Below are 25251 nucleotides of genomic sequence, written 5' to 3'. Positions count from 1 at the left end.
CGATTCAGCAAAGATATCCCCTCAAACTGCCGGCTTGCGCGAGAACATCGCCGCTCCAATCAGGTTGACCGGCACGATCAGTACCAGAAACGGCAGATGGTACCAGAGGGGCATTTCGTTCCAGACCGAGGCCTGAACGCCGATCCCCGTGGCCAGGAGGAGCAGGCTGCAAATCAGGGCATGCCGGCCGGGAGCCCGTCGGGCAACAGCGCCGGCCGTCGCACCGGATGCAAGCGATGCAAACACGCTCACCGCCAGAAGCAGCAGGAGCACGCCGGTCCGTGAGGTCATGCCCGTTTCTTCGAAGGCGTCCGGCATGGCCGCCTGAATTCCTGCGCCCGAGGCCAGCCAGATGACCGTCCAGACGATGTACCCGCCAATGACCGAAGCGATTCCTCGAACCATTTCCTCTCTCCTTTGTCCGCGCGGCGCGATGCTGCGCGATCACCCTCCCCAACCGCGATCAGAGCGGCCAGTTCTCGCTGTGGCACTTCTTGCCGAAGATAAAAGGCATGACGAACGGCCCCATGACCGCCTGCATGGCATAGCCGAACCGAACGCCGAACGGTGGCTTGCCGGTCTCCACGACGACTTTCAGCGTGTCCACGATCGTCTTGCCGCCGGTAGTCATATGCTTGGCGGTTTGCGTGCCCTTGGGCATGTCATCGACGGTCAACGTAAACTCCACGCTGTCGCTTACTTCCTTGAGGTCGTAGGTTACTTTGCAGGGCGGATCGGGAAGCGTCGTGAACTTGAACGTGTGCGAGAATCGGTGGGGCGGGTCGAACTCCAGGACATCACCGACGACGATGACATATTTGCCGTTCGCCGAGCGCATCTGCATCTTCCCGCCCGGCTTCAATCCGTTGGTATGCAGGCGGGCGTTGAATATCGCCTTCTGAAGAGAATCGGTCTTGGTGATCTCCTGCCAGACGTCTTCGATCCGGCCCCGGATGTGCACCTTGAACACGGCACGTTCCGTTTCGCTCATTTGCGCTTCCCTTTCCTGTTCTTGGCCTCGATGCGATATTTGATATCAGTCAGCGCCCCGGCCCACAGGGCGCTGTATGCGGTCGTCCAGCGTTCGTAGATCATCCGAATGGGGACCGTGTTCACGCGGAAACGACGGTCCCGTCCTTTCTTTTCGGAAATGACCAACCCGGCGGTCTCCAGCACGCCCAGGTGTTTCATCACGGCAATGCGGCTCACCTCGAAGTGCGCCGCGATGTCGTTGACGTTGCAACCCGGACTGTTGCGCACGATGTCGAGCATCCTCCTCCGAGTCTTGTGCGCCAGCGCCTGAAAGACCGCGTCCATGGATTCAGGCTTCATATGTAACCATAAGGTTACATGAATCCGCGACGGCTGTCAAGCGTATTCCAAGCCGGATTCCCCCAAAAAAAACCTTACCCTGTACGCCGCGCAGGCGTCGGCTGGGAACCGGCGCGCGCCGAAGAAGGGAGTCGCGGGGGAGCGGCCGCCGCGTTACGACTGGTCGAGAAGCTCGCGGACCCGGCGCAGCAGGTCGGCGGCCCGAAAAGGCTTGCCGATCCAGGATGTGCTCGGCAGCTCATCGAGACCCAGAAGGTCCGACGAATAGCCCGTCATGTACAGGATGCGAACCTGTGGGACAAATTGGGATATTTTCTCGGCAAGCTGCCGGCCGTTCATGTTGGGCATGATGATGTCGGTCAGCAGGAGATCGAGATTTCCCCCGATTCGCCGTGCCGCATCTAGGGCCTCGCGTGAGTCGCTCGCCGCAATCACGTTATATCCCTGCTCGGTAAGCGTGTTCCGCACGAGCTCCAGGACTTCTTTTTCGTCCTCGCAAACGAGGATCGTTTCCCCGCCCTTGGGGTCGCTCGTGACGCGCGTGTGAGGCTCGGTCCCGGATGCGACCGGGCTGCGCGGCAATCGCACGCGAAAGAGGCTTCCTTCTCCGGGCCGGCTCTCGACCGTTACATCCCCCCCGCATTGTCGGATGATGCCGTAAACCGTGGAGAGGCCCAGCCCCGTTCCCTTTCCCTTGGCCTTGGTGGTGAAGAAGGGCTCGAAGATGCGCTCGATGACCTCCGGTGGCATGCCGACGCCGTTGTCCCTGACTTCAAGGAACACGTACCCGGCCGCGCCATCCGCGTCGCGATCTTTGCCCAGGTCCTTTTCGGCTCGGGTCCGAATATCCAGCTTTCCACCCTCCGGCATGGCGTCGCGGGCATTGACCACGAGGTTCAAGAGGACTTGCTCGAATTGTCCCTGATCGGCCCGAACGGGAAGCGGTTCATTGTCGAGATCCATGGAAAGCTGGATTCGCCTGCCGGCAAGGCTCCGCAGCATGGCCTCCATTCCCCGGACGAGGCTGTTCAGATCAACAACCGCCAGCTTGGCCGGTTGTCGCCGGCTGAACGCGAGCAATTTGCTGATGAGCGAACCGGCTCGTTCGCCGGCGGACTGTTTGAGTTCCAGGCTTCCGATCAACGATCGATCGTCGAGAGTTCTTCCTTCCTCGTACGAGATGAGCAGCCTCTCCGTATTGCCCAGAATAATCGCCAGGAGATTGTTGAAATCATGGGCAACACCGCCGGCCATCTGGCCAAGGGCATCCATCTTTTGCGATTGACGAAGCTGGTCCTCGAGTTCCCGGCGTCGCGTGATGTCCGTGGAGACGCCGAGCATGCGGTTGGCCTTGCCGTCCGGGTCAATGATCGGCCGTTTGACCGTCTGCAGCCAATGCTGGCGTCCCGTGTGGTCGGTGATCTCCTCCTCCAGCACGACTTCCTCCAGCGTGTCCATCACGTGGAGATCGACCCGCCGAAAGAATGCCACTTCCTCGGGATTCTTGTTGAAGTCAGCATCAGTCTTTCCGATCAGCTCCGCGATGGGAGCGCCGTACAGATCGGCGACCGTCTTGTTCACCAGAATGAAACGCCCGCCCCGGTCCTTGGCAAAGATGAGCGTGGGGCTGATGTCCAGGATCTGCCGCAGGAATTCGCCGTCGGCCCCCAGTGCGACGAGAGCATCCTGGTCGACCGGCGGTACAGGTTCAGTTCCACCCATCGGGCTTGGCTCCGGCCGCGCATTTCGATCAGGACGACCCGACAACAGGGAATACCCGCGCTCCGGCGATTTCGGCTGTCCCCTGTTCTGATCGGCTTGCCGCCTTTGATTGTATTAGCTGCGCCGTTGGAAACCAGCCGGTCGGACGTGCCGGCCGTCGCGGCATGTTTATCCGGTGCTTGGATCACGGCGAGATTGGAGCGCGCGATCTCGGCTGACGCAGCACGAATAGTTGGTGAATTCCCTCATTCCTCAAGACGTGCGGCCCCCAGGTTATCTCGTGCTGAAAGTGGCCCGCCAGCCAGAGTCCTTTCTTGTCAACCACAAGCGAGCGGAAGAGAGTATTCGTCGGTACAGTCTGAACGTGCCGGCGGATCGTTCGACCATCGGCGGTACTCTCCTCAAGCAGGAGTTTACGCTCGTTCGCAGAGCCATGGTCTCCGCAGTCATGCAAGTGGATCCCAGCCGGTCACTGGGTATCAGCCCCAGCACAAGTCGAATGAAACTCGAGACAATCAAGACGGGATAATGATCTGGAAAGCGGGGGGATTCCTGGGCGAGAAACGCATTGGAGCCGACCGGGATCGAACCGGCAACCTCCTGGTTGCAAACCAGGCGCTCTCCCGACTGAGCTACGGCCCCCTGAGCACGCAACGACAGTAACAGATCGGGTTGGATTGGCAAGATCGGGCCACTGCTCCACGACCTCATCGGAGTTCGCCACGCGACCGCCCTGCGCTGCGACCTCATTTGCAGTCCGGATCTCCGTGGGCGTGGCAGGGTCCGTTCGCTGGTCCTAGAATCACATCCGTACCTCATGGCGACTTGGGTCAGCTCCGGGCGATGGGGCCACGCCCTCGTCGCTCACTGGAGCCCTCCGTACAAGGGACTTCGTCCGTGGCCGGTCACGTCATCATCGACGGCAACAACCTCCTCCACGCCATGCACGCCCATGCGCCGATCCCTCTGGTCGGACGAGAGACCATGGTCAAGGTTGTCGAGCGCTGGGCCCGGCGCGGGGACGACGACGTGACGCTCGTGTTCGATGGTCCCGTGCCCCGGGGCGGACTGTCCAAGCAGATGGCTTCAAGTCGGATTCTGGTGCGCTTCAGCTCCCCCGTCTCGGCCGACGACGTTATCGTCGAGTTGCTCAAGAAAGCACGCCATCCCGCTTCCGTTCGAGTCGTCACGAGCGATGGAGGCGTGGCCCACGAGGCTCGCGCCCGACGGTCCCGCCACACCGACGCGGTGGTTTTTGTTCAAGAGTTGTTTTCTGGGGAACAGTCGCCTCGGTCGCCGGAGCAGGTGCCCGAAGCAGAGAAGCCCCCCGGTCTGACTCCGGATCAACGCCGCGAATGGATGGAGATCTTTGGCTTCAGCGACGACGAAGAAGAGCCGTTTGACGGCGCCGAATCCATGCGTGAATAAACAAACGGGGTTTCCCGGAGTGCGTAGTGCATCTCGTCGGCCGCATTCGTAACCCGAGAACGTCGCCGTCTCCGGAATTTAATCCACGAGCACGAGCCGCACGCTCATGGCGTCCAGGGCCAGGTCGAGAGCGCCGGTCCTGTCGGTGTATTGTCGCGCTCCCATGACCAGAAGTCGGCCGGCAACGGCCGCCCGGCCCGGAAGTCGAGCTGCCTGCGGATGCGTCACCAGTTGCGGTGTGAGTATGCCCAGAAGGCGTCGCGGCGTTTTCAAATCCAGCTTGGCACGGGTCGGGCGATCGCCGCAGTTGATCAAGACGATGATCTGCCTGCCCTTCAACGATCGGGAGAACGCCAGAACGTGATCGCTCTCTTTCAGCAAGATCGGCCGGACCTCTCCGCGCCGGAGGATTTCACGCTCTGCACGCTGCGTATTGAATAAATGGACCAGCTGGGCGAATTCCATTCGTTGCCGTGCCGCAGAGTCATCTCCTTCTGATTCTTCGCCCTGACCGAGCCGCCATTCACTTCGGCAGGAACCAACGGCCGGCCGTTCGAAGTTCCCGAATTCATAGCCGCGGATCAGCATGGGAGGCTGTTTGTACAAGAATTGGAACGCAAGCGCGAGGCGCATCCGCGGCAACAACTTCCCCAAATCGGCCTGCGCGCCTGGTTCGAGCGTGGGCAGAGAGGCTGGAGATGCCGCCGAATCGCAAGACATCTCCTCGAGGGCTTTCCAGAATTCCACCGGGGTAAAGCCCTCTTCGCGCGCGACGATCAACTGCTTCACGGCCGCCCCGATACCGCGCTCGACATGCCCGTCGAAGATTCCTTGAAGGCCCGGCGATTCTCCGCTGCGATCGTCTTCTGAAATGAGCAGGGCGTCCACGTTGAGTTTCTTGACCGCCGCGTGCCATTCCTTCCAGGTTTCATCCGGCACCTTCGCGGTGTCGGTCCAGAACCAGCCGTCAACGCCGTCCTTCGGATCACCGTCTCCGTTCGGATCAAACCAGGTTCGCGTCTCGGCCACGAGAACGTCGGCATTGCCCGAATCCGGACCCTCCATGGCAAGACCCGCTGACAGCGAGAATACGATGCGCAACCCCAGCCGGTGTGCTTCGCGAACCACGTCCAGCAGGGCGCGCTCTGCCGGTGCGAACCCGTCCGGGTACTCGTCAGATTGTGGCGAAGCAGCGCCGGCGTCAAAGAGAGTGGGATTGGCGCGTAGTCGTGAGCCGGCCGGCGTCTCCGGACCGGGTGCGCGGACGAGTACGCCCGACAGGATTACGGCGTTGAACTCGAGCTCGCGGGCGCGACTAAGAGCCTTGCGAAGCTCGGCCGAGGTGCCGCCGGCTTCCGCCGCCGCCGACGGAGTATTCCGATCGAGACATGGTACATCGATGCGATACCACCGCGCATCCACGGCCCATGTCGGAGGCGAGACCCCTTCAGGGACGCCGGCACGAACCGTAACCGGAAGTATCACGAGCACGGCCACGAGGCACTCCGCCCATAGGCGTTGTCCACTGCGAGCCGCAGGCTTCAGCCTGCGCGGGTCTTCGTTGCCGTCCGACATCAGGGCTCTCTTCTGAGCCGCGGGCTCTAGCCTGCGCGAGCCCGCAAACGCCGTAGGCGTTCGAATGCTCCGCACGTTGCCGCATGATCTTGAGAACCGTTCGAGCATGATCGTCAATGAAGCACCTGCGTGCGTGACGATGGGAAGTCCATCAGACCCGACGGCGCAGCAGCCACTGACCGGCGAGCGTCGCGAAGAGTGCCGCGATGCCTGCGATCCCGCCGAGCTGCAATCGGCGCGGAAGATCGACCGGCCCATCCAGCACGCCGCAGTGCAGCAACTCGACGTCGGCCCCCGTCGCCGAGGCCAGTCGCTCCTTTTCCAGTTGCGTCAACGTCGAGCCCAGGCGGGCAAGATCTTCCCGAGCCGTCCCGGCCTGCTCCTCCAGAAGTTGCGCCCGAAGGGACGACCGCAGGTACGACTGCGCCGCACCGATATTCACGTTGATGTCGCTCTGAATGTCGAGCAACTCTGCAACCGCGGCATCCACCTCCCCGCGCAGCGTCTCCACGCGGTGCTCGGCCGACGCCAGCCGCGCCGTGTGTTCGCTGCGCGCCCGTTCCAGGGCTTTCTTCGACAGCACGTCATCCAGTCGCTCGATCCGATCCTGGCAGCGCCGCAGCAACCCCTTGGCCGATCGCACCGCGCTGTCGATTCGAAAGTTATCCCTCGGCTCGAAGCCGACGAGCGCGAACTCGAGTCGATGATGTTCCTGTTGAAGAACCTGGAAAGCCCGCGCGACGTCCGACTGACTGATGTGGAATGCCGTGACGTCCGGCCCGGATTCCGTCGCCTCGCGCATACTGCTGCGGACCTCGCTCAGTCGCTTGCCGCTTTCAAACAGGAATCGGTTCGACTCACTGCGAAGGGCTTCATGTGTCTCGATGGCATGCGAAAGCAGCGGATCATCCGGAACTCCCGCCAGGGCCTCGCGATCTTGCTGGAAGTTCACCGCGAACCGCTCGACCTCCCCGGCGTAGGCCTTCACCGCGTCCCCGAAACCACTGTCGCGCATAACCCCCGATGCCTTGGCCACTTCCTCGAAACGCTGCGCGGCCGGCAGGAGTTGCCCCACGGCCGCCCGGAGATTCGTCAGGGAGTCTGCGCACCGCGCGCTGACATCGAGCAACTCCCTGCGCAGCTCGGCCAGATTCACCCCGAGCTCGCGCAGATCCTGTTGAAGCGCCTCATCCGCAAGCTGCGCCGCTTTTCGCTCCTCACCTGTGGGCAGGCCTTGCGTCGGCATCGGCAATCGGCCAAGCCGTGCTGCCTCGAGCGCCGCCGCGCTCAACTCCGATTTCGCCGCGCGATAGTCTCCGATCGCTTTGTTCCAGCGATCCAGCAGCGCCTTCTGCGCATCCGTGGGATCGCCCTCGGGCAAGGATGTCTGCGTCTGCTCCAGTCCCATCTCCACCGACGCCAGCCGCCGCTGAAGCTGATCCACGCTCTCCCCGATGGCGGCCTCGCCCGCCGACGGCGTAGACCGCTGTGCTTCCCTCGTCTCGCGTATACTCCGAACAAAACTCTCCGCGACGCCCCGTGCCTGCTCCACGGCCAGTTCCCGGTTCGTCGTGCGAATCCCCAGTTGCAGTTCCCCGGATTCCGTCGTCTCCACGTACCAGCCCTTCATCGATCCGCCCGATTCCGGCAGGTTCGGACCCAACCGACGCCAGGCGTGATCCATGAAAACCTGCCGCAGATGCTCCCGTGCCGCAAAGCTGCCGCGAGCCGACGGAACAGCCCCCGACGATCCATCGGCCGCGCCTTCCTCACCTCGCGAATCGGGCGTGACGGCCAGCGTCGCTCCACAAAGGTATTCGAACGGCCCCCACAGCGTGACAACCGCACCCACCGCGAGCGAGAGCACCACCGCCGCCAGAACACGCAGCGCCGCTCGAGGCCGCGATGCACGAACGGCTTCCCTCCTTACCTCGCCCCCTTGGTTTGCAGATTCCCCGTCCCGGGTGTGAGCCAGGGTCAGCCGCGGCGGCGAAGTTTCCCGTGCGGAGTCTTTCACGATGCGAAGCTCGTCTTAAATCCCGTGCCCGTTCTCCCGAACGAGTCGATCAATCTCGGCGCGATCCTCCTCGCGCAGCTTCCAGCCGATGCTCTGCGATGCCTCGCTCACCTGCGAGGCCAGTTTCGCGCCGACGATCGGTGCCGTCACCCCATCATGATACGCAGTCCAGTTCAGCACCAGTTGCGTCACGGTTCGGTCGTACCTTCCCGCAATCACCTTGAGCTTCTCCACCAGCAACAGATTTCCCCGGAACCGGCTGCCCAGAAACTCCGGATCGCGACTGCGGATGCCCGAAAGTGGCGTCTCCGGCGAAAACCGCCCGGAAAGGAGTCCCTTCGCCAGCGGGCTGTAAGCCAGCACCCCGATGTCGTGCTCCTTGCAGAACGGAAGCAGATCGTTGGCTGCGTGCAGGTGCAGCATTGAAAACGGCGGCTGAAGACTGTGCACCGGACCGAATTCCCGGGCTGCGGCAATCTGTTCCAGGCTGAAATTCGAGACGCCGATCGCCCGGATCTTCCCCAGGTGAAGAAGCGATACCATCGCCTCCATCGTCTCGCGGATCGGCGTCTTCGGGTCGGGCCAGTGACATTGGTAAAGGTCGATGACATCCGTCCGCAGGCGGCGCAGGCTCGCGTCGCACTCCCGCAAAATCGAATCCTTGGTCAGGCATCGCTCCGGGACGTCCTCCCGGTTTCGCGGGAACAACAGGCCGCATTTCGTGGCCAGAAACACGTCCTTCCGCCGCCCCAGCGTGGCCTTGCCCACGATCTCTTCGCTGTGCCCGAGACCGTAAATCGGCGCTGTATCGATTAGGTTGATTCCGCATTCCAGCGCTTCGTGGATCGCCGCAATGGACTCCCGGTCGTCCACATGACCCCAGGACTCCACGGCGCCGCCCATGGCCCATGTCCCCAGCCCGATGGCCGATACCTCCATGCCGCTGTTGCCGAGCCTTCGTCGTTCCACCGGCCGTCGGACTCCTACGTTGGGAATTTGCCGACCCGGGACCGTCGGGCGGGTCGGAAGAGGGGCCGAAATGCCCCCTCGGATGGAACCGGCCACTCTACTGCCCGCCGTCCGGCTGGACAAGCGGAATTCCCGGCGATCCCGCCGCTGCCCGTTCCAATCCGATAACTCAACGGAGATGCTCTCTCCCTGGCTTCGAAAGGGTGAGATGGACGCACCTCGAAGCGGTCTTCCAGCGCCCATCCGCGCCCTGCTGAGTGGACGCCGGGAATCTGTTCGCAACGCCTTGGTTTGGGTTTGACAAGCAATGCGCGGGCCGTATACTTGCCGGGCTTCTGAGAGGTGCGGACTGTCTCGCCGGGCGGTCGATGGTACTCCCGCTGCGCAGACAAGGCGCCACGGAGAGCCCACGGCGGGCGTTTTCAGGCGAGTCCGCTCGCAGCGGAATTCCCTCGCCGGCGGCGGTCATGCGATTCTCACGGGTCCGCGCCGATGTGCCGCTGCTGTAGCTCAGCCGGTAGAGTGCGTCCTTGGTAAGGACGAGGTCACGGGTTCGATTCCCGTCAGCAGCTTTCGGCACCTTCCGATCACCGGACCGTTTGAAGGTCCCGCAGCGGAGGGCACGCCGGGAGATTGCCTCGGTTGGTATTTGTTGGAAATCGGGTTGTAGGAAGATTCAAGTAGTTTGGCGCGAAAAGCGCAAGGCACGGCACACGGCCGGCAGGACGTGGGACCGACAGCGCGAGTGGAGGATGCTTCTGGATGGCCAAGGAAACGTTTGAGCGAAAAAAACCGCACGTCAACGTCGGTACGATCGGACACGTGGACCACGGCAAGACGACCCTGACCGCCGCGATCACCTTGACGCAGGCCGCCAAGGGCCTTTCCAAGGCGATCTCGTATGACGAGGTCGCCAAGGCTTCCGAAAGTCAGGGACGCCGCGATTCAAGCAAGATTCTCACCATCGCCACCGCCCACGTCGAATACGAGAGCGAGTCGCGCCACTATGCGCACATCGACTGCCCCGGCCACGCCGACTACGTCAAGAACATGATCACCGGCGCCGCTCAGATGGACGGCGCCATTCTTGTCGTGTCCGCGGCCGACGGTCCCATGCCCCAGACGCGGGAGCACATCCTGCTCGCCCGTCAGGTGAACGTGCCGCACCTCGTCGTCTTCCTGAACAAGATCGACCTCGTCGACGATCCCGAACTCCTCGACCTTGTCGAGATGGAAGTCCGCGAGCTCCTCAGCAAGTATGATTTCGACGGCGACAACGTGCCCGTCATTCGCGGATCGGCTTTGCCCGCCACCCAGAATCCCAAGGATCCTGAGGCGACCAAGTGCATCGCCGAGCTGCTGGAAGCCCTCGACAAACATGTCCCGCTGCCTGAGCGCGAAGTCGATCAGGCGTTCCTGATGTCCGTGGAAGACGTCTTCAGCATCAAGGGCCGCGGCACCGTGGCCACCGGCCGTATCGAGCGCGGCAAGGTTACCGTCGGCGAGGAAGTGGAGATCGTCGGCCTGATGCCCACCGCCAAGACCGTGGTCACCGGCGTCGAGATGTTCAACAAGACGCTCGACTTCGGCCAGGCGGGCGACAACGTCGGCTGCCTGCTTCGTGGTACCAAGAAGGACGAGATCGAGCGCGGCCAGGTGCTCGCCAAGCCCGGCAGCATCACGCCGCACACCAAGTTTGAGTCGCAGGTGTACGTGTTGACGCAGGAGGAAGGCGGGCGGCACACGCCGTTCTTCAGTGGCTATCGCCCGCAGTTCTATTTCCGAACGACCGACGTCACCGGTGGTCTGTCCCTCAAGGGAGCGGAAATGTGCATGCCCGGCGACAACATTGAGATGATCGTCGAACTCGGCAAGCCCATCGCCATGCAGGAGGGGCTGCGCTTCGCCGTTCGCGAGGGCGGCCGAACGGTCGGGTCCGGCGTTGTGATTAAGGTTCTCGAGTAAAGCAGACTGCGGATTGGCTCACGACTGTTTCTGAGGTACGTCGATCATGGCAAAAGCGGCAAAAAGGGAATCGGTCTGGCTGCAGTGCAAAGAGTGCGACGACCTCAACTACCGCACCTCTGTGAACGTCATGGGCGGTACGCCGAAGATCGAATTGAAGAAGTACTGCAAACGGGAGCGCAAGCGTACCGTCCATAAGATCAAGCGGAAGTAAGTTCCTTGTCGCGCCGCAAGAGGCGGCGCGCGTAGGAGCGTAGCTCAATTGGTAGAGCACCGGTTTCCAAAACCGGCGGTTGGGGGTTCGAGTCCCTCCGCTCCTGTAGGTGGCGGCGGGCGCGCTGGTTCCCGGCCGCCGGCCGGTTCGTATCAGAGCCGGATTCTTGAAACATTCGAGTTTCAGGTGAGAGTGTCGATATGAGTCAGTTTGACGCGGCGGCAAGAGGGGGATCACGAGAAGGGGGCGACGATGCTTCGCGGCGCACTGGCCCGGGGCAAGCGCCCTCGTCGCGCCCGCCGGCTGCCGCAGGGGCCGGCGGCCTGAGCGACGCGTTTCGCCAGTACAAACCTCAGCAAGGCCGCACCACCCGCGTGGGCACGCTCGTTTCCGTCATGGCCCTTGCGATCTGGGGAGGCATTTGGCTTCAGAGCCAGCTTCGCGGCTTTGAAGGTGACAACTGGTGGAACATGCTCATCACCATGGGCATACCCATGTTTTTCGTGGCCGCCATTTTCGGCCTCACCTATTGGGTGGTCTTTGCCAACCGTCCCGCGAGCGATTTTCTAATCGCCACCGAAGGCGAGATGAAGAAGGTCAACTGGTCGACGCGCCGCGAGATCATCGGTTCGACCAAAGTGGTCATCCTGTTTACGTTCCTTCTGGCGGTCCTGCTCTTCATCGTGGACCTGGTTTTCCAGTGGCTGTTCCAGACCATTGGCGTGTTGAAGGTATGAACCACCCCGAGTCAGATTCGACGCCTCCCGCCGCCGTGACGACTGCGCCCGGCATGAAGTGGTACGTTCTGCGCGTCGCTTCGAACAAGGAGGAGTCCGTCCGGCAGGCCCTGCTTCGCAAGGTCAAGATCGAGGCGCTGGAGTCCCACATCGGTCGCGTCCTGGTGCCCACGATCAAAGAGAAAAAGATGAAGGCCGGCGTTCTCAAGGTGGTCGAGCGCAAGCTCTACCCCGGCTACGTCTTCGTCGAAATGGCGTGCGAGGAAGACGGCTCGGTCGTCGAGAACGTCTGGTTCATGATCAAGGAGACATCGGGCGTGGGGGACTTCATCGGGGCCGAAGGCAAGCCGACCAGCATGCCCGACCACGAGGTGGCCCAGATGCTTGCCGCCACGCAGAAGTCCGAGGAAGAACCCACCCTTTCCGGCCTCAACATCAAGCCCGGCGACATCGTCAAGATCACCGACGGGCCGTTTGAGAGCTACGAGGGCGCGGTGGAGGCCGTGGACGAACGCCGCGGCATGGTTTCCGTCAGCGTGTCCATCTTCGGGCGGCTTACCCCCGTCGAGGTCGGCTATTGGCAACTGGAAAAATCGGAGCAATGATTCGCCGGCGCGGCGCGGACGGAAACGGCTGATCCGATCCGCCTCCGGCAAAGGAAAACGGTGTCAACGTGGCCAAGAAGGAACTCACAGCAACGATCAAGCTCCAGGCGCCCGGTGGACAGGCGACCCCGGCCCCGCCCATCGGGCCCGCGCTAGGTCAGCACGGCGTGAACATCGGCCAGTTCGTGCAGCAGTTCAATGCCTCCACCGGCGAATTGAACGGCATGCCCGTCGGCGTGGTGATCAGCGTCTATTCCGACCGCTCCTTCACGTTCGTGGTCAAGAGTCCGCCCGCGGCCGTGCTGATTCGCGACGCCGCCAAAATCGCCAAGGGCAGCGGCGTTCCCAACAAGGAAAAGGTCGGCACCATCAACCGTGAGCAGCTTCGCAAGATTGCCGAGCGAAAGCTTCCCGATTTGAACTGTTATAACCTCGAGGCCGCCGAGAAAGTCGTGGCAGGGACGGCCAGGTCGATGGGGGTTGACGTCGTCGATTGATGGATTGCTTTTGACAGGAAAATTTGTCAAGAAAAAGAGATTTTTCAAATGCCGCACCTGGGTGTTCGTTATCGAAAACAAAAAGATCTGCTCGGCGACGCCGCCGGTCCAGTGTCACTGGACGAGGGGCTTGCCAAGCTCAAGCAGATGACGGAAGTCCACGGGGACCGTGGCTACAAGAACGGCAAGAAGCGCAAACGGATCGATCAGACCATTGAGCTCTGTATCCATCTTGGCATTGATCCCCGGCATGCGGATCAGCTCGTTCGCGGGGCGCTTTCGCTGCCGCAGGGACTGGGCAAGACCCGCCGGGTTATTGCGTTTTGCGACGCTGCCATGGCGGAAGAAGCGAAAAAAGCAGGCGCTGCGGATGCTGGCGCGGAAGAGCTCGTAGCCAAGGTAGAGGGGGGCTGGTCGGATTTCGATGTTGCCGTCGCCCACCCCTCGATGATGGGCAAGGTAGGTAAGCTCGGCCGGGTGCTGGGTCCGCAGGGCAAAATGCCCTCTCCCAAGGCTGGTACGGTGACCCCTGACGTCATTACGGCCGTCAAGGAGTTCACGGTCGGGCGCCTGGAATATCGCAACGACGCCGGAGGAAATATCCACCTGCCGGTTGGCAAGGCCAGCTTCGCCCTGGAAGCGCTGAAAGAGAACATCGAGGCGGCGGTCAAGCACATCGTTCGTGCCAAGCCGGCCGCCGCAAAGGGGCAGTATATTCGCAAGGTTTCGCTGAGTGCGACGCACACGCCGGGCGTGATGATCGACTACGCCGCGTAGTAATCGCCCAGTTTCATTGGACGGGAAGAAACGATGAGCAAGCCAATCAAGGCCATGGTCTCCGAAGAGCTCCGCGCCCGCTATCAGGACGTCAGCAATGTGTGCGTGGTCGAGCTGACGGGGCTCAGTGTGCAGCAGCAGGAGAAGCTCCGGGCGATGGTTCGGGAGAAGTCCGGGCGCCTGGAGGTGGTGCGGAACAGCCTGGCACGGCGGGCATTCGCGGATACGCCGCTGGAGCCGCTGGGCAAGGCGCTGGAAGGCCCATCGGCGCTGGTGGTCACCCAGGAATCGCTGATCGACGTTGCCAAGGCGCTGATCGAGGCGGCGAAGGAATTCAAGAAGCTCAAGCTGAAGCAGGCCATTTACGACGGCGATCCGAACCTGATGACCGTCGAAGAGGTTTCGAAGCTCCGTGGTATTCGGGAGCTTATCGGCGAGGTTCTGATGCTGATCACCTCGCCGGGCCGGGCGGTGGCGGGCTGCATTGGCGGACCGCAGGCGCGGATCGCCGGATGCCTCAAGGCCATTGCCGACAAGGAGCCCGCTGCGGACGCGGCCTGACCGACGGAGTTGATCTCAACCGATTTCCAGAAAAGCATTTACGAGTTTTGCGCTGCATCCTGGCTGGTCCGCTGAACGCGGATGAAATGACCTGCATCGGGCGGGTCGCCTATCGGGGTGGCGATTGATCGAGATGTAGGAGTGTCTTGCCATGGCTGAAGCACCGGCCGCGACTTTCAGTGCTGAGATTACGGAACTTGCCGAGAAGCTGGCGAATCTAAAGGTCAAGGACGCCCAGGCTCTCGTGGACTGCCTCAAGGAGAACTACGGGATTGAGCCCGCGGGCGGTGGCGTGGTCATGGCGGCCGGTCCCGGCGCCGGTGCGGCGGGCGGTGCTGCTGCCGCAGCCGAGGAGAAGGACTCCTTCGACGTGATTCTGGCCGGGTTCGGTGACAAGAAGATCCAGGTGATCAAGGTGGTCCGCTCGATCACGGGTCTGGGGCTGAAGGAAGCGAAAGACCTGGTGGAGGGCGCCCCGAAACCGATCAAGCAGGGTGCCTCGAAGGAAGAGGCCGAAAAAATCAAGAAGGAGATTGAAGAAGCCGGCGGAGCTGTTACCATACAGTAGATGGTTCTCCGATGGGCTAGCGGCACAAGCTGCGGGGGCAGGCGCTTTTCGTATGCGCCTTCTCCCGCGCGCGGAAGGCGTTCTAACCGCCGCTGGTTTCCTGCCATTACCAACATATCTGCCGGAAGGCGCGAAAGGCTGGTCAGCGGGGCCGACCAGTTCACCAGATGCCTTCGCGGCCGAGTTGCGGTCCCTCGAATCGTCGCGGTCGAATTACCGTCGAAACGCGTTCCCATCTGAGCGTGCGCATTGAAATTGCGCGATGGATGGAGGCGCGGGTCGTCACTTGTTTTCTGATCGAAGCGAAGGGTCGTTCTGCCATGATCACACCGCTGCCCGTGAAGGATTTCGCCAACGTCGGCGACGCCTTGCCGGTTCCCGAGCTTGCCGGACTGCAGACCACGTCGTACGCGCGCTTTCTCCAGGCCGATATGGCTCCCACGGAGCGCGAGGTCAATGGTCTCGAGGCCCTCATGCGCGAGATGTTTCCCATCGAAAGCTACGACGGGAACCTGTCTCTGCATTACATCAGTTATGAGCTGGGCAAGCCGCGCTACACGACGGATGAATGCCGCGAACTGCGGCTGACCTACGGCCGTCCGTTCCGGGTGCGGCTGCGCCTGGTGCGCAAGGACAGCGACGAGATCCAGGAAGACCTGGTCTACCTGGGCGACCTGCCGATCATGATCGGCGGCGGGGAATTCATCATCAACGGCGCGGAGCGCGTTATCGTTTCGCAGTTGCACCGCTCTCCGGGTGTGGACTTCATCAAGACCCAGGCCGAGGGTGACCGGGCGCTGCACGCCTGCCGCATCATCCCGGAGCGGGGAAGCTGGATCGAGACCGAGGTCACCAAGAAGGACAATCTGGTGATCCGGATCGACCAGTCGAGCAAGATTCCGGCGACGACCTTCCTGCGGGCCATGGACCCGCAGTATTCGACGGACGAGTCGATCATCGAGGAATTCTTCCCGACGAAGATGATCAAGGTGTCGGCCCTTCAGCCCGACCACTACGTCGTTTCGACGATCGTGGATGAGGAATCGGAGGAGATGCTGGTTCGGGCCGGGTGCCAGGTCGGCGACGCGGTCGAGCGGATCCAGGCGTCGTCCCTCAAGCAGATCAAGATCATCGCGACGGTGCATGATCCGCTCCTGTTGAACACGCTGGCGGAAGACTCGAGCCGCTCGCACGAAGAGGCATTGCTGAAGATTTACGCGCGGCTGCGGCCGGGCAACCCTCCGCAACTGGAGAAGGCAAAGAAGCTCTTCATCGAGAAGTTCTACGACGAGAACCGTTACCGCCTGGGCCGCGTGGGGCGGTTCCGCCTGCACCGCAAGTTCGACATCGCCGGTGACGCGGGGCCGATGACGCTGACCGTGCAGGACATGGTGGGCTGCATCAAGTACCTGCTGAAGCTCCGCGCGGGTGAATCGGCCTTTGCGGTGGATGACATCGACCACCTGGGCAATCGCCGCCTGCGAACGCTCGACGAACTCTGTGCCGACGAAATGCGCAAGGGCTTCCTCAAGCTGCGCCGCACGGTGCAGGAGCGCATGAGCATGAAGGACCCGGAGCAGATCGGCCGGGTCGCGGAACTGGTTAACAGCAAGTCGGTGAGCAGCGCCATCGAGCTGTTCTTCGGCCGAGGGGAACTTTCCCAGGTTGTGGACCAGACGAATCCGCTGTCGCAGCTTACACACGAGCGGCGGCTTTCCGCGCTGGGTCCGGGCGGCCTGAACCGCAAGCGGGCGGGGTTCGAAGTGCGCGACGTGCACATCAGCCACTACGGCCGAATCTGTCCGATCGAGACGCCGGAAGGCACGAACATCGGCCTGATCGCCTCGCTGAGCATCTACAGCACGGTGGACGACTACGGCTTCCTGATCACGCCGTACCGCAAGGTGCACAAGGACGGGCGCATCGGCGACCCGGTGTACCTGCGGGCGGACGAGGAAATGCGGGAGATCATGGGTCCGCCGGAGTGCGTGAATCCGGCGACGGGGCGGGTGTTCGACGGGCAGGTGCTGGTGCGTCATCACGGCGAACTGGCCCAGGTTGACCGAGAAGACCTGGCGTTCGTGGATATATCGCCGAAGCAGACGGTCGGCGTGTCCGCGGCGCTCATTCCCTTTCTCGAGCACGATGACGCCAACCGGGCGCTGATGGGTTCCAACATGCAGCGCCAGGCCGTGCCACTGCTTCGTCCGGAGCCGCCGGTCGTGGCCACGGGCATGGAGCGGCACGTGGCGCTCAACAGCGGGATGGTGATCCGCGCCCGCACGACGGGGAAGGTCACTTCTGTTGACGGCCGCCGCATCATCATCGACGACACCGACGAGTACGTTCTCCGCAAGTTCCAGGGCCTGAACGAGCGGACGTGCATGAACCAGAAGCCGCTGGTCAAGCCGGGCCAGCGGGTCAAGAAGGGGGAGGTCATCGCCGACGGTCCGGCGTGTTTCAACGGCGAGCTGGCGCTGGGGCGTAACCTGCTTGTCGGGTTCATGACGTTCGACGGGCACAACTTCGAGGACGCGATCATCATCAGCGAGCGGCTGGTGCGCAGCGACGCGCTGACGAGCATCCACATCGACGAGTACGACGTGGAAGTGCGCGACACGAAGCTGGGACGCGAGGAGTTCACCGCGGACATTCCCAACGTATCCGAGAAGGCGCTGGCCAACCTCGACGAGCGCGGCATCGTGCGGATCGGAACGCTGGTGCGGCAGGGCGATATCCTCGTGGGAAAGGTGAGCCCCAAGTCGAAGACGGAGCTGAGCCCCGAGGAGAAGCTGCTGCACGCGATTTTCGGCCGGGCCGGCGAGGACGTGAAGAACGACTCGCTGGAACTGCCCACCGGCGAGCAAGGTATCGTGATCGGGGCGAAGCATTTCAGCCGCCGTCTGCATATGACGGACGACCAGAAGAAGGCGCTGGATCGGGAGGTGGACGAGTACACCAAGGCTCAGAACGCCAAGGTGGTGACGGTCTTCCGGCAGTTGTGCCAGGAGATCGAAAATGTTCTCGGGCAGCCCATGGTCGATCCGAACACGCGGCAGAAGGTCGGCCACAGCAACCTGACGGAGGTCATCCTGGAGCAGGTGGACGTGTTCCGCGAGCATGTCCGGTCGCGCGATCTGAAATGGGTCAAACCCGCGGCGAAGCGCGACGAGTGCCTGGCGCTGACGGATCGTTTCTGGCCGCGCATCGAGGAGATCATGGAGGAGCGTGATCGCAAAGTGGCGCAGATGAAGCGCGGCGACGAGCTGCCCTCCGGCGTACTGGAGATGGTGAAGGTTTACGTGGCCACAAAGCGGCACATCGCGGTGGGCGACAAGATGGCCGGTCGTCACGGGAACAAGGGCGTGATTGCGCGGATCCTCCCCGAAGAAGACATGCCGTTCCTGGACGACGGAACGCCGCTGGACGTCATGCTCAATCCGCTGGGCGTGCCTTCGCGTATGAACGTGGGGCAGATTCTGGAAACGTATCTGGGCTGGTCGGCCAAGATGCTCGGCTTCCAGGCGGTGACGCCGGTGTTCGACGGGGCGTCGGAGGAGGAGCTCGACCGGTGCCTGGCCGAGGCCAACACTCGCGCCAAGGAACTCGCCGCGGACGACAAGACCGTGGCCGAGGCGGCGCTGAAGGAGTTGCGTATGCAGGTTCTGCCGCCGGGTGGAAAGATCCGCCTGCGTGACGGTCGAACCGGGGAGTATTTCGACCAGGCCGTGGCCGTGGGCTACATCTACATGCTCAAGCTGCATCACCTGGTGGATGACAAGATTCACGCGCGGTCGACAGGTCCGTACAGCCTGATCACCCAGCAGCCGCTGGGGGGCAAGGCGCGAACCGGCGGTCAGCGTTTCGGAGAGATGGAGGTCTGGGGTCTGGAGGCCTACGGTGCGGCCTACATTCTTCAGGAGCTCCTCACGGTCAAGAGCGATGACGTGGAGGGTCGCACGAAGATCTACGAGAGCATGGTGAAGGGTCGGAATACGCTGGAGGCGGGAACGCCGGTTTCGTTCGACGTGCTCTGCAACGAGATTCGCGGCCTGTGCCTGAACATCTGGCTGGAGAAGCGCCGGGCGGTCTAGCGTCCGGGTGGTTGGCGAGTGGTGACGTTGATGGTTTTCGAGCGCGGTCGGGAGGTGGTCATGACGGCGGAAGGTGTGACATTCGAGGCGATGGTCAAGCCCGACCCGAAGGAGCTGCTGGCATTCTATGCGCGGCAGCATCATCCGACGACGCCGGATGCGGCGAAGCTTCAGCGGATGATCGACAATACGTTCTGTTTCGTTCTGGCCCGGCGCGAGGAGGAGCTGATCGGCTTCGCCCGCGGCGTGACGGACGGACTAACCGGTCGACTGGCGGAATGCAAGCTGGATCCGAACTACCAGGGTCCGGCGTGTGTCACGAAGACCGACGGGCGGATCGAACACGACGAGTCCGGAATTGCCCGGCAGATGGCCGTGCTGGTGATCGATGCGCTGCGCAACTTCGGTGTGGAGCGGATTGACGCGGTGGCCTACGGGACCGAGGTCGATTTCTGTGAAGAGCTGGGGTTCCGCAAGATGCGCGGCACCGTGGCGCTGGAACTGGCGGGTGACGTCACGCTGGCGCAGGTCGCGGCGAAGACGAGCACGACGGCGGCCTCGGGTGTTTGACGAGATACCGATGCGTATCGCCCCCTGAATTGCGACGAAAGTACGAACCGAGCCCCTACAAGGAAACGGACCAACGATGATTGACACCATCTACGATCGGGTCAATGACTATGCACGGGTCCATATTGCCCTGGCTTCGCCCAACGACATTCGCAGCTGGTCGTTCGGCGAAGTCAAAAAGCCCGAGACGATCAACTACCGCACCTATCGCCCGGAGAAGGACGGGCTTTTCTGCGAGCGCATCTTCGGTCCCGAGCGGGACTGGGAGTGCGCCTGCGGGAAATTCAAGGGCACCAAGCACAAGGGCATCATCTGCGACCGCTGCGGGGTGAAGGTGACGCACTCCCGCGTGCGCCGCAAGCGCATGGGGCACATCAATCTCGCGGCGCCGGTGGTGCACATCTGGTTCTTCAAGTCGATGCCGTCGCGGCTGGGCGCGCTGCTGGATGTCAAGACGACGAGCCTGGAGAAGGTCGTTTACTTCCAGGAATACGTAGTCATCGATCCGGGCGATACGCCGCTGAAGCCCAAGCAGACGCTCACCGAGGAGGAGTACCGGGCGGCGGTCAGCGACTACGGCTCGGGCTTTACGGCGATGATGGGGGCGGAGGCGGTCAAGGAGCTTCTCGGCCGGCTCGATCTGGCGACGCTGAGCGTCGAGCTGCGCGAGGAACTGGCCAAGACGGGCAGCAAGCAGCGCGAGAAGGACCTGGCCAAGCGCCTGAAAATTGTCGAGGCGCTGCGTAAGAGCCCCAACGAATCCGCGTGGATGGTGCTGGACGTGATCCCGGTGATCCCGCCGGACCTGCGCCCGCTGGTCCTGCTGGACAGCGGCAACTTCGCCACCAGCGATCTGAACGATCTCTATCGCCGCATCATCAACCGCAACAGCCGGCTCAAGAAGCTGGTCGATCTCAACGCGCCCGAGGTCATCATCCAGAACGAGAAGCGCATGCTCCAGCAGGCGGTGGATGCGCTCTTCGACAACGGGCGCTGTCGCCGGCCGGTGCTGGGCTCCAGCAACCGCCCGCTGAAGTCCATGACGGACATGATCAAGGGCAAGCAGGGGCGCTTCCGCGAGAACCTGCTGGGCAAGCGCGTCGACTACTCGGCGCGTTCCGTGGTCGTGGTGGGTCCGGAGCTCAAGCTCAACCAGTGCGGCCTGCCCAAGAAGATCGCCCTGGAGCTGTTCCAGCCATTCATCATCCGCAAGCTCAAGGACCGCGGGCTGGCCGATACCATCAAGTCCGCGAAGAAGATGCTGGAACGCCGCGATCAGGCGATCTGGGACATTCTGGAAGAAGTCATCTATCAGCACCCCGTGTTGCTCAACCGCGCTCCCACGCTCCACCGCATGGGTATCCAGGCGTTCGAGCCGGTGCTGGTCGAGGGCAATGCCATCAAGATTCACCCGCTGGTCTGCAAGGGGTTCAACGCCGACTTTGACGGCGACCAGATGGCGGTTCACCTGCCGCTGTCCATCGAGGCGCAGGTCGAGGCCCACGTGCTGATGATGTCCACGAACAACATCTTCAGCCCGGCCAACGGCAGCCCGATCATGTCGCCCACGCAGGACATCGTCATGGGCTGCTTCTACCTGACGACCGACCACGTGAGCCCGGCTCTGGAGGACAAGGACATCCCCCGGTTCTCGACGCCGTTCGAGGCCATCATGGCCTACGAGCAGAAGCGCATCGGCATGCACGACTGGTTGTACGTCCGTGTCGACCGGGAAAAGGTCGTGAACAGCGCCAAGGGCCCCATCGAGGAAATGCCCGCCAACCGGCGGATCAAGACGACCATCGGCCGGCTCTTCCTGGAGGAAGTCCTTCCCGAGGGCATGCCGTTCTACAACTGCGCGTTGTCTCAAAAGGGACTGGTTCGTCTGGTGGCGGATTGCCACGAGATTCTCGGCCGGGCGACCACCATCGAGATTCTCGACGAAGTCAAGCAGCTCGGCTTCAAGCACAGCACGCTGGCCGGGTTGTCGTTCGGCGTCAAGGATATGCGTATTCCGGGAGCGAAGAAGGATATCATCGACGCCGCCCAGAAAGCGGTGGATCGTATCGAGAAGGCCTTCCGGGACGGCAGCCTGACCCGTCTGGAGCGCTACAACCAGATCATCGACGTCTGGATTCACGCCCGCGAGCTGGTCACCAAGGCCATGATGACGGAGCTGAAGGCGGACTATCGCGACGTCAAGGGTGACTACCGCGCCCCAGGGGACAAGGACGGCACGCCGTATCTCAACCCCATCTTCCTGATGACCGAATCGGGCGCCCGAGGCAGCGTGGACCAGATTCGCCAGTTGGCGGGCATGCGGGCTCTGATGGCCAAGCCCTCCGGCGAGATCATCGAGACGCCCATCAAGTCCAACTTCCGCGAAGGCCTCAGCGTGCTGGAATACTTCAGTTCCACGCACGGCGCCCGAAAGGGCCTGGCCGACACGGCGCTGAAGACGGCCGACTCCGGCTACCTGACGCGCAAGCTGGCCGACGTGGCGCAAAACGTCATCGTGAACATGCACGATTGCGGGACGATCAACGGCGTCACCAAGGAAGCGATCTACAAGGGCGAGGAAGTGGACATCCCGCTGCGCGAGTCGATCATCGGCCGCGTGGCGCGCGACGGCATCCGCAACCCCGTGACCGACCAGTTGATCGTGGCCGAGAACCAGATCATCACCAAGACGATCGCGTCGCGCATCGAGGACCTCGGTCTGGACAAGATTCGTGTCCGCAGCCCGCTCACGTGCGAGAGCCCGCGGGGCATCTGTGCTTCCTGCTACGGCATGGACATGTCTACTGGAAGGCTCGTCGAAGAGGGCATGGCCGTGGGGATCATCGGGGCGCAGTCCATCGGCGAGCCCGGCACGCAGCTCACGATGCGTACCTTCCACACGGGCGGTGTCGCTCAGAAGGCAGCTTCGGAAAATACGCTCAAGGCGACGCAGAAGGGCCGCGTGAAGTACCTGGATCTGAATCCGGTGGACGTGCCCGGTCCCGACGGCGCCATGCGCCGCGTCGTGCTCAAGCGCAACGGAGAGATCGTCGTTCAGGACGACAAGGACCGCGAGTTGTCGCGGGACAAGGTTCCGTACGGCGCCGTGCTCAAGGTGAATGACGGACAGACGGTGGCCCGGGGTGACGTGATCTGCGAATGGGACCCGCACATGACGCCGATCCTGGCCGAGGTCGCCGGTTCGGTCCGATTCCACGACGTGGCCGAAGGCGAGACGGTGCGTGTCGAGATTGAAGGCGGTAGCAGCCGCTTCGTGGTCATCGAGCACAAGGGCGAGAAGCACCCGCAGATCATCATCGAGGACGCCCAGGGCAAGGTGCTGGATTACCACTACCTGCCCGCCAAGGCGCGTATCGAGGTGCAGGAGCGCCAGGCCATTCTGCCGGGTATGGAGCTGGCCCGGCAGCCGCGGGCCATGGGCGTCACGCAGGACATTACCGGCGGTCTGCCGCGGGTGACGGAGGTCTTCGAGGCCCGGCGCCCGAAGGAGCCGGCGGTCATGGCGGAGATCTCGGGTGTCGTGGAAATCCGCGCCGACAAGCGCCGCGGCAAGATGACCATCGTGGTCCGCAGCGAAAGCGGTATGGAAAAGGAGCACCACGTGCCGCAGGACAAGCACCTGCTGGTGCACGCGGGTGACAAAGTCGAGGCCGGCGATCCGCTGATCGAGGGACCGCTGATCCCGCACGATATCCTGCGGATCAAGGGTGAGGAGGCGCTCCACCAGTACCTCCTGGCCGAGGTCCAGGCCGTGTACCGCAGCCAGAACGTGGGCATCAACGACAAGCACCTGGAGGTCATCCTCAGCCAGATGCTGTCCAAGATTAAGGTTGAACAGCCGGGCGATACGGAGTTTCTGCCGGGCGAGCTGGTCGAGCGTTACCGGTTCCGCCAGGAGAACAACCGGCTGGCCAAGTGCGTCGTCATCGGGAACGCGGGCGACACGGGGCTGCGGGTCGGGCAGGTGCTGGAAAAGAGCGAACTCCAGGACATCAACGCCGAAACCGAGGCCCAGAACGGTGAGCCGGCCAAGGGCAAGCGGCCCAAGCCCGCCTCCGGATCGACCGTTCTCCTGGGGATCACGAAGGCGAGCCTGTCGAGCGAATCGTTCATTTCCTCGGCGTCCTTCCAGGAGACGACCAAGGTTCTGACCGAGGCCGCCCTGGGCGGGTTTGTCGACGAGTTGCGTGGATTGAAAGAGAACGTCATACTGGGCCGCCTGATTCCGGCGGGTTCCGGGTTCCCGCGCTATCAGATGATGCGCATCAAGCACCTGGGCGAGCCGATCGAGATCGAGCCGGAAGTCGCGGAAGTGCCGCTTCCGACGGTCTTCGAGGACGCGGGGGTTGCGACCCCGACGGTATTCGAAGGGGCCGAGGCGAGCCTGACGGAGCGTTCGTCGACGGAAGGTGGAATGGACGCCGCCGGTGTGGGAGGTAGCGATCACGTTTCCGGGAGTTGATGTCGTACGGGCGGCGCGGCCGCGCGTTCATACCGTACGGTTTATGGGAATAAGCAATGCCGACGATCAATCAGTTAATCCGTAGTCCGCGCCGGCCTGTGACCAAAAAGTCCAAGGTCCGCGACCTCGCCCAGTGTCCGCAGCGTCGTGGCGTGTGCCTACTGGTCAAAACGCAGACGCCGAAGAAGCCGAACTCGGCGCTGCGCAAGGTGGCCCGTGTGCGTTTGACGAATGGCAAGGAAGTCACCGCGTACATTCCGGGGGTCGACCATAACCTCCAGGAGCACTCTATCGTGCTGGTTCGTGGTGGTCGTGTCCGGGACCTGCCGGGCGTTCGTTATCACATTGTTCGCGGTACGCTGGACTGCTCCGGCGTCGAGGGTGACAAGGACAATCGTCCGCGCAACCGCAGCCGCAGCAAGTACGGCGTCAAGCGTCGGAAGTAGGAATTGCCCGGCCGATACGAGGCTCGCTGTCAGTCCAGTTGGCGGAGCGGACAGGGATGCAGCAGATGACGACCAGAGTCCGGCGCGGGGTGCTCGACGACCGGACGTCGGCTTGCGCAGTCTGGATGGCCTTGGCCGTGCTGACGGTCCTGGGCATGACGCTGGGGGCGCAGTTGCGGATTCCCGCTCCGGGGACGGCGGTGCCGTTCACGTTGCAGTCGTTGGCGCTGGTTCTGATCGGCCTGACGTTGCCGCGTGTGCCGGCGGCCGCGGGCATGGCAGCGTATCTGGCGCTGGGTGGGGCGGGCGTGCCGGTTTTTCAGGCGGGCTCGGCCGGTTTCCTGGGGCCCACCGGGGGTTACCTTCTGGGATTCCTCCCGGCGGTCGTGGTGATGTCGACCCTGCGCGGGCGTGGGTGTGCCGGGCTGATCCGGCTTCACGTCGCCGGGGCGGCGGGCCTGGCCATCGTGCTGTTGTGCGGTGTGTCGTGGCTTTCCGCATGGGAGGGGCGGTTCGCCTTCAGCACCGGCTTGCAGCCGTTCGTGGTCAAGGCGATGATTGAAGTCAGTCTGGCGGCCTGGATGGTTCATGCGGGTCGCGGTGTTCGGATCGGGCGGCGTCGCCTATCCGGTTGAATTCCGGGAGAGGATCCGACAGGCGTTGGCGGTAGCGGCGGGTGCCGCGAGGTTTG

General features: G+C 62.9%; 22 protein-coding genes and 3 tRNA genes. 17 read left to right on the top strand and 8 right to left on the bottom strand.

Annotated elements, in window-relative coordinates:
* Nucleotides 1–21: 21 nt before the first annotated feature.
* From J5J06_08815 to J5J06_08800, 4 genes are all read right to left on the bottom strand, one after another.
* Nucleotides 22–405, bottom strand: coding sequence for a hypothetical protein (locus J5J06_08815; protein MCO6437174.1), 384 nt, complete (start codon nt 403–405; stop codon nt 22–24).
* Between the two features lie 58 nt (nt 406–463).
* Nucleotides 464–991 (bottom strand): SRPBCC domain-containing protein, encoded by a 528-nt coding sequence (locus J5J06_08810; protein ID MCO6437173.1) that lies wholly within the window; start codon nt 989–991, stop codon nt 464–466.
* The gene (locus tag J5J06_08805) at nt 988–1332 is read right to left on the bottom strand and encodes a helix-turn-helix transcriptional regulator (protein MCO6437172.1); all 345 of its coding nucleotides are present in this window, start codon (nt 1330–1332) and stop codon (nt 988–990) included. Before J5J06_08805 ends, J5J06_08810 begins: the two co-directional genes overlap by 4 nt.
* A 153-nt stretch (nt 1333–1485) precedes the next feature.
* A complete protein-coding gene (locus tag J5J06_08800) occupies nt 1486–3054 on the bottom strand; it encodes a PAS domain-containing protein (GenBank protein ID MCO6437171.1) in 1569 nt (522 codons plus the stop codon).
* Nucleotides 3055–3289: 235 nt separating this feature from the next.
* On the opposite strand from J5J06_08800, the gene J5J06_08795 reads away from it, so the two are divergent.
* Nucleotides 3290–3583 carry a hypothetical protein gene (locus tag J5J06_08795; protein MCO6437170.1) on the top strand — a complete coding sequence of 98 codons (294 nt, stop codon included), beginning with the start codon at nt 3290–3292 and terminating at the stop codon, nt 3581–3583.
* 40 nt (nt 3584–3623) lie between these two features.
* Here J5J06_08795 and J5J06_08790 read toward each other — a convergent pair.
* Nucleotides 3624–3696: transfer RNA gene (locus tag J5J06_08790), tRNA-Ala, on the bottom strand.
* A 255-nt stretch (nt 3697–3951) separates the two neighbouring features.
* Here J5J06_08790 and J5J06_08785 point away from each other — a divergent pair.
* Nucleotides 3952–4482, top strand: coding sequence for an NYN domain-containing protein (locus J5J06_08785; GenBank protein ID MCO6437169.1), 531 nt, complete (start codon nt 3952–3954; stop codon nt 4480–4482).
* Nucleotides 4483–4560: 78 nt separating this feature from the next.
* On the opposite strand, the gene J5J06_08780 is transcribed toward J5J06_08785, so the two are convergent.
* From J5J06_08780 to J5J06_08770, 3 genes are all read right to left on the bottom strand, one after another.
* Complete coding sequence (locus J5J06_08780; protein MCO6437168.1) at nt 4561–6057, bottom strand: hypothetical protein; 1497 nt, start codon at nt 6055–6057, stop codon at nt 4561–4563.
* A 151-nt stretch (nt 6058–6208) separates the two neighbouring features.
* Nucleotides 6209–8074 carry a hypothetical protein gene (locus J5J06_08775; GenBank protein MCO6437167.1) on the bottom strand — a complete coding sequence of 622 codons (1866 nt, stop codon included), beginning with the start codon at nt 8072–8074 and terminating at the stop codon, nt 6209–6211.
* 15 nt (nt 8075–8089) lie between these two features.
* Entirely contained in the window at nt 8090–9043 is a 954-nt protein-coding gene (locus tag J5J06_08770; protein ID MCO6437166.1) for an aldo/keto reductase, read from the bottom strand.
* Between the two features lie 499 nt (nt 9044–9542).
* Here J5J06_08770 and J5J06_08765 point away from each other — a divergent pair.
* The 15 genes from J5J06_08765 to J5J06_08695 all read left to right on the top strand — a co-directional run bounded on the left by J5J06_08765 (nt 9543) and on the right by J5J06_08695 (nt 25195).
* A tRNA-Thr gene (locus J5J06_08765) sits at nt 9543–9615 on the top strand.
* Nucleotides 9616–9805: 190 nt separating this feature from the next.
* The gene (gene tuf / locus J5J06_08760; protein MCO6437165.1) at nt 9806–11008 is read left to right on the top strand and encodes an elongation factor Tu; all 1203 of its coding nucleotides are present in this window, start codon (nt 9806–9808) and stop codon (nt 11006–11008) included.
* Between the two features lie 46 nt (nt 11009–11054).
* Nucleotides 11055–11222: a 50S ribosomal protein L33 gene (gene rpmG / locus J5J06_08755; GenBank protein MCO6437164.1), complete on the top strand. Its 168-nt coding sequence runs from the start codon at nt 11055–11057 to the stop codon at nt 11220–11222.
* Between the two features lie 33 nt (nt 11223–11255).
* Nucleotides 11256–11328 (top strand) — tRNA-Trp (locus tag J5J06_08750).
* A gap of 94 nt (nt 11329–11422) precedes the next feature.
* Nucleotides 11423–11959: a preprotein translocase subunit SecE gene (gene secE, locus J5J06_08745; protein MCO6437163.1), complete on the top strand. Its 537-nt coding sequence runs from the start codon at nt 11423–11425 to the stop codon at nt 11957–11959.
* 53 nt (nt 11960–12012) lie between these two features.
* Entirely contained in the window at nt 12013–12564 is a 552-nt protein-coding gene (gene nusG, locus J5J06_08740; protein ID MCO6437162.1) for a transcription termination/antitermination factor NusG, read from the top strand.
* A 68-nt stretch (nt 12565–12632) separates the two neighbouring features.
* A complete protein-coding gene (rplK, locus tag J5J06_08735; GenBank protein MCO6437161.1) occupies nt 12633–13061 on the top strand; it encodes a 50S ribosomal protein L11 in 429 nt (142 codons plus the stop codon).
* 48 nt (nt 13062–13109) lie between these two features.
* The gene (locus J5J06_08730; GenBank protein MCO6437160.1) at nt 13110–13838 is read left to right on the top strand and encodes a 50S ribosomal protein L1; all 729 of its coding nucleotides are present in this window, start codon (nt 13110–13112) and stop codon (nt 13836–13838) included.
* Between the two features lie 33 nt (nt 13839–13871).
* Nucleotides 13872–14399, top strand: a complete 528-nt coding sequence (locus J5J06_08725; GenBank protein ID MCO6437159.1) for a 50S ribosomal protein L10 — start codon at nt 13872–13874, stop codon at nt 14397–14399.
* Between the two features lie 151 nt (nt 14400–14550).
* On the top strand, nt 14551–14967 hold the full coding sequence (rplL, locus tag J5J06_08720; protein MCO6437158.1) for a 50S ribosomal protein L7/L12: 417 nt from the start codon (nt 14551–14553) through the stop codon (nt 14965–14967).
* Nucleotides 14968–15287: 320 nt separating this feature from the next.
* Entirely contained in the window at nt 15288–19061 is a 3774-nt protein-coding gene (gene rpoB, locus J5J06_08715) for a DNA-directed RNA polymerase subunit beta (protein ID MCO6437157.1), read from the top strand.
* Nucleotides 19062–19121: 60 nt separating this feature from the next.
* A complete protein-coding gene (locus J5J06_08710; protein ID MCO6437156.1) occupies nt 19122–19631 on the top strand; it encodes a GNAT family N-acetyltransferase in 510 nt (169 codons plus the stop codon).
* A 76-nt stretch (nt 19632–19707) separates the two neighbouring features.
* Nucleotides 19708–24114: a DNA-directed RNA polymerase subunit beta' gene (rpoC, locus tag J5J06_08705; protein ID MCO6437155.1), complete on the top strand. Its 4407-nt coding sequence runs from the start codon at nt 19708–19710 to the stop codon at nt 24112–24114.
* 56 nt (nt 24115–24170) lie between these two features.
* Nucleotides 24171–24560 (top strand): 30S ribosomal protein S12, encoded by a 390-nt coding sequence (locus J5J06_08700; GenBank protein ID MCO6437154.1) that lies wholly within the window; start codon nt 24171–24173, stop codon nt 24558–24560.
* A 65-nt stretch (nt 24561–24625) separates the two neighbouring features.
* The gene (locus J5J06_08695; GenBank protein MCO6437153.1) at nt 24626–25195 is read left to right on the top strand and encodes a biotin transporter BioY; all 570 of its coding nucleotides are present in this window, start codon (nt 24626–24628) and stop codon (nt 25193–25195) included.
* The last annotated feature ends 56 nt before the right edge of the window (nt 25196–25251 follow it).

It is taken from the genome of Phycisphaerae bacterium (assembly GCA_024102815.1).
Taxonomy (GTDB): Bacteria; Planctomycetota; Phycisphaerae; order UBA1845; family UBA1845; genus JAGFJJ01.
This window is presented reverse-complemented; position numbering and strand designations above follow the sequence as displayed.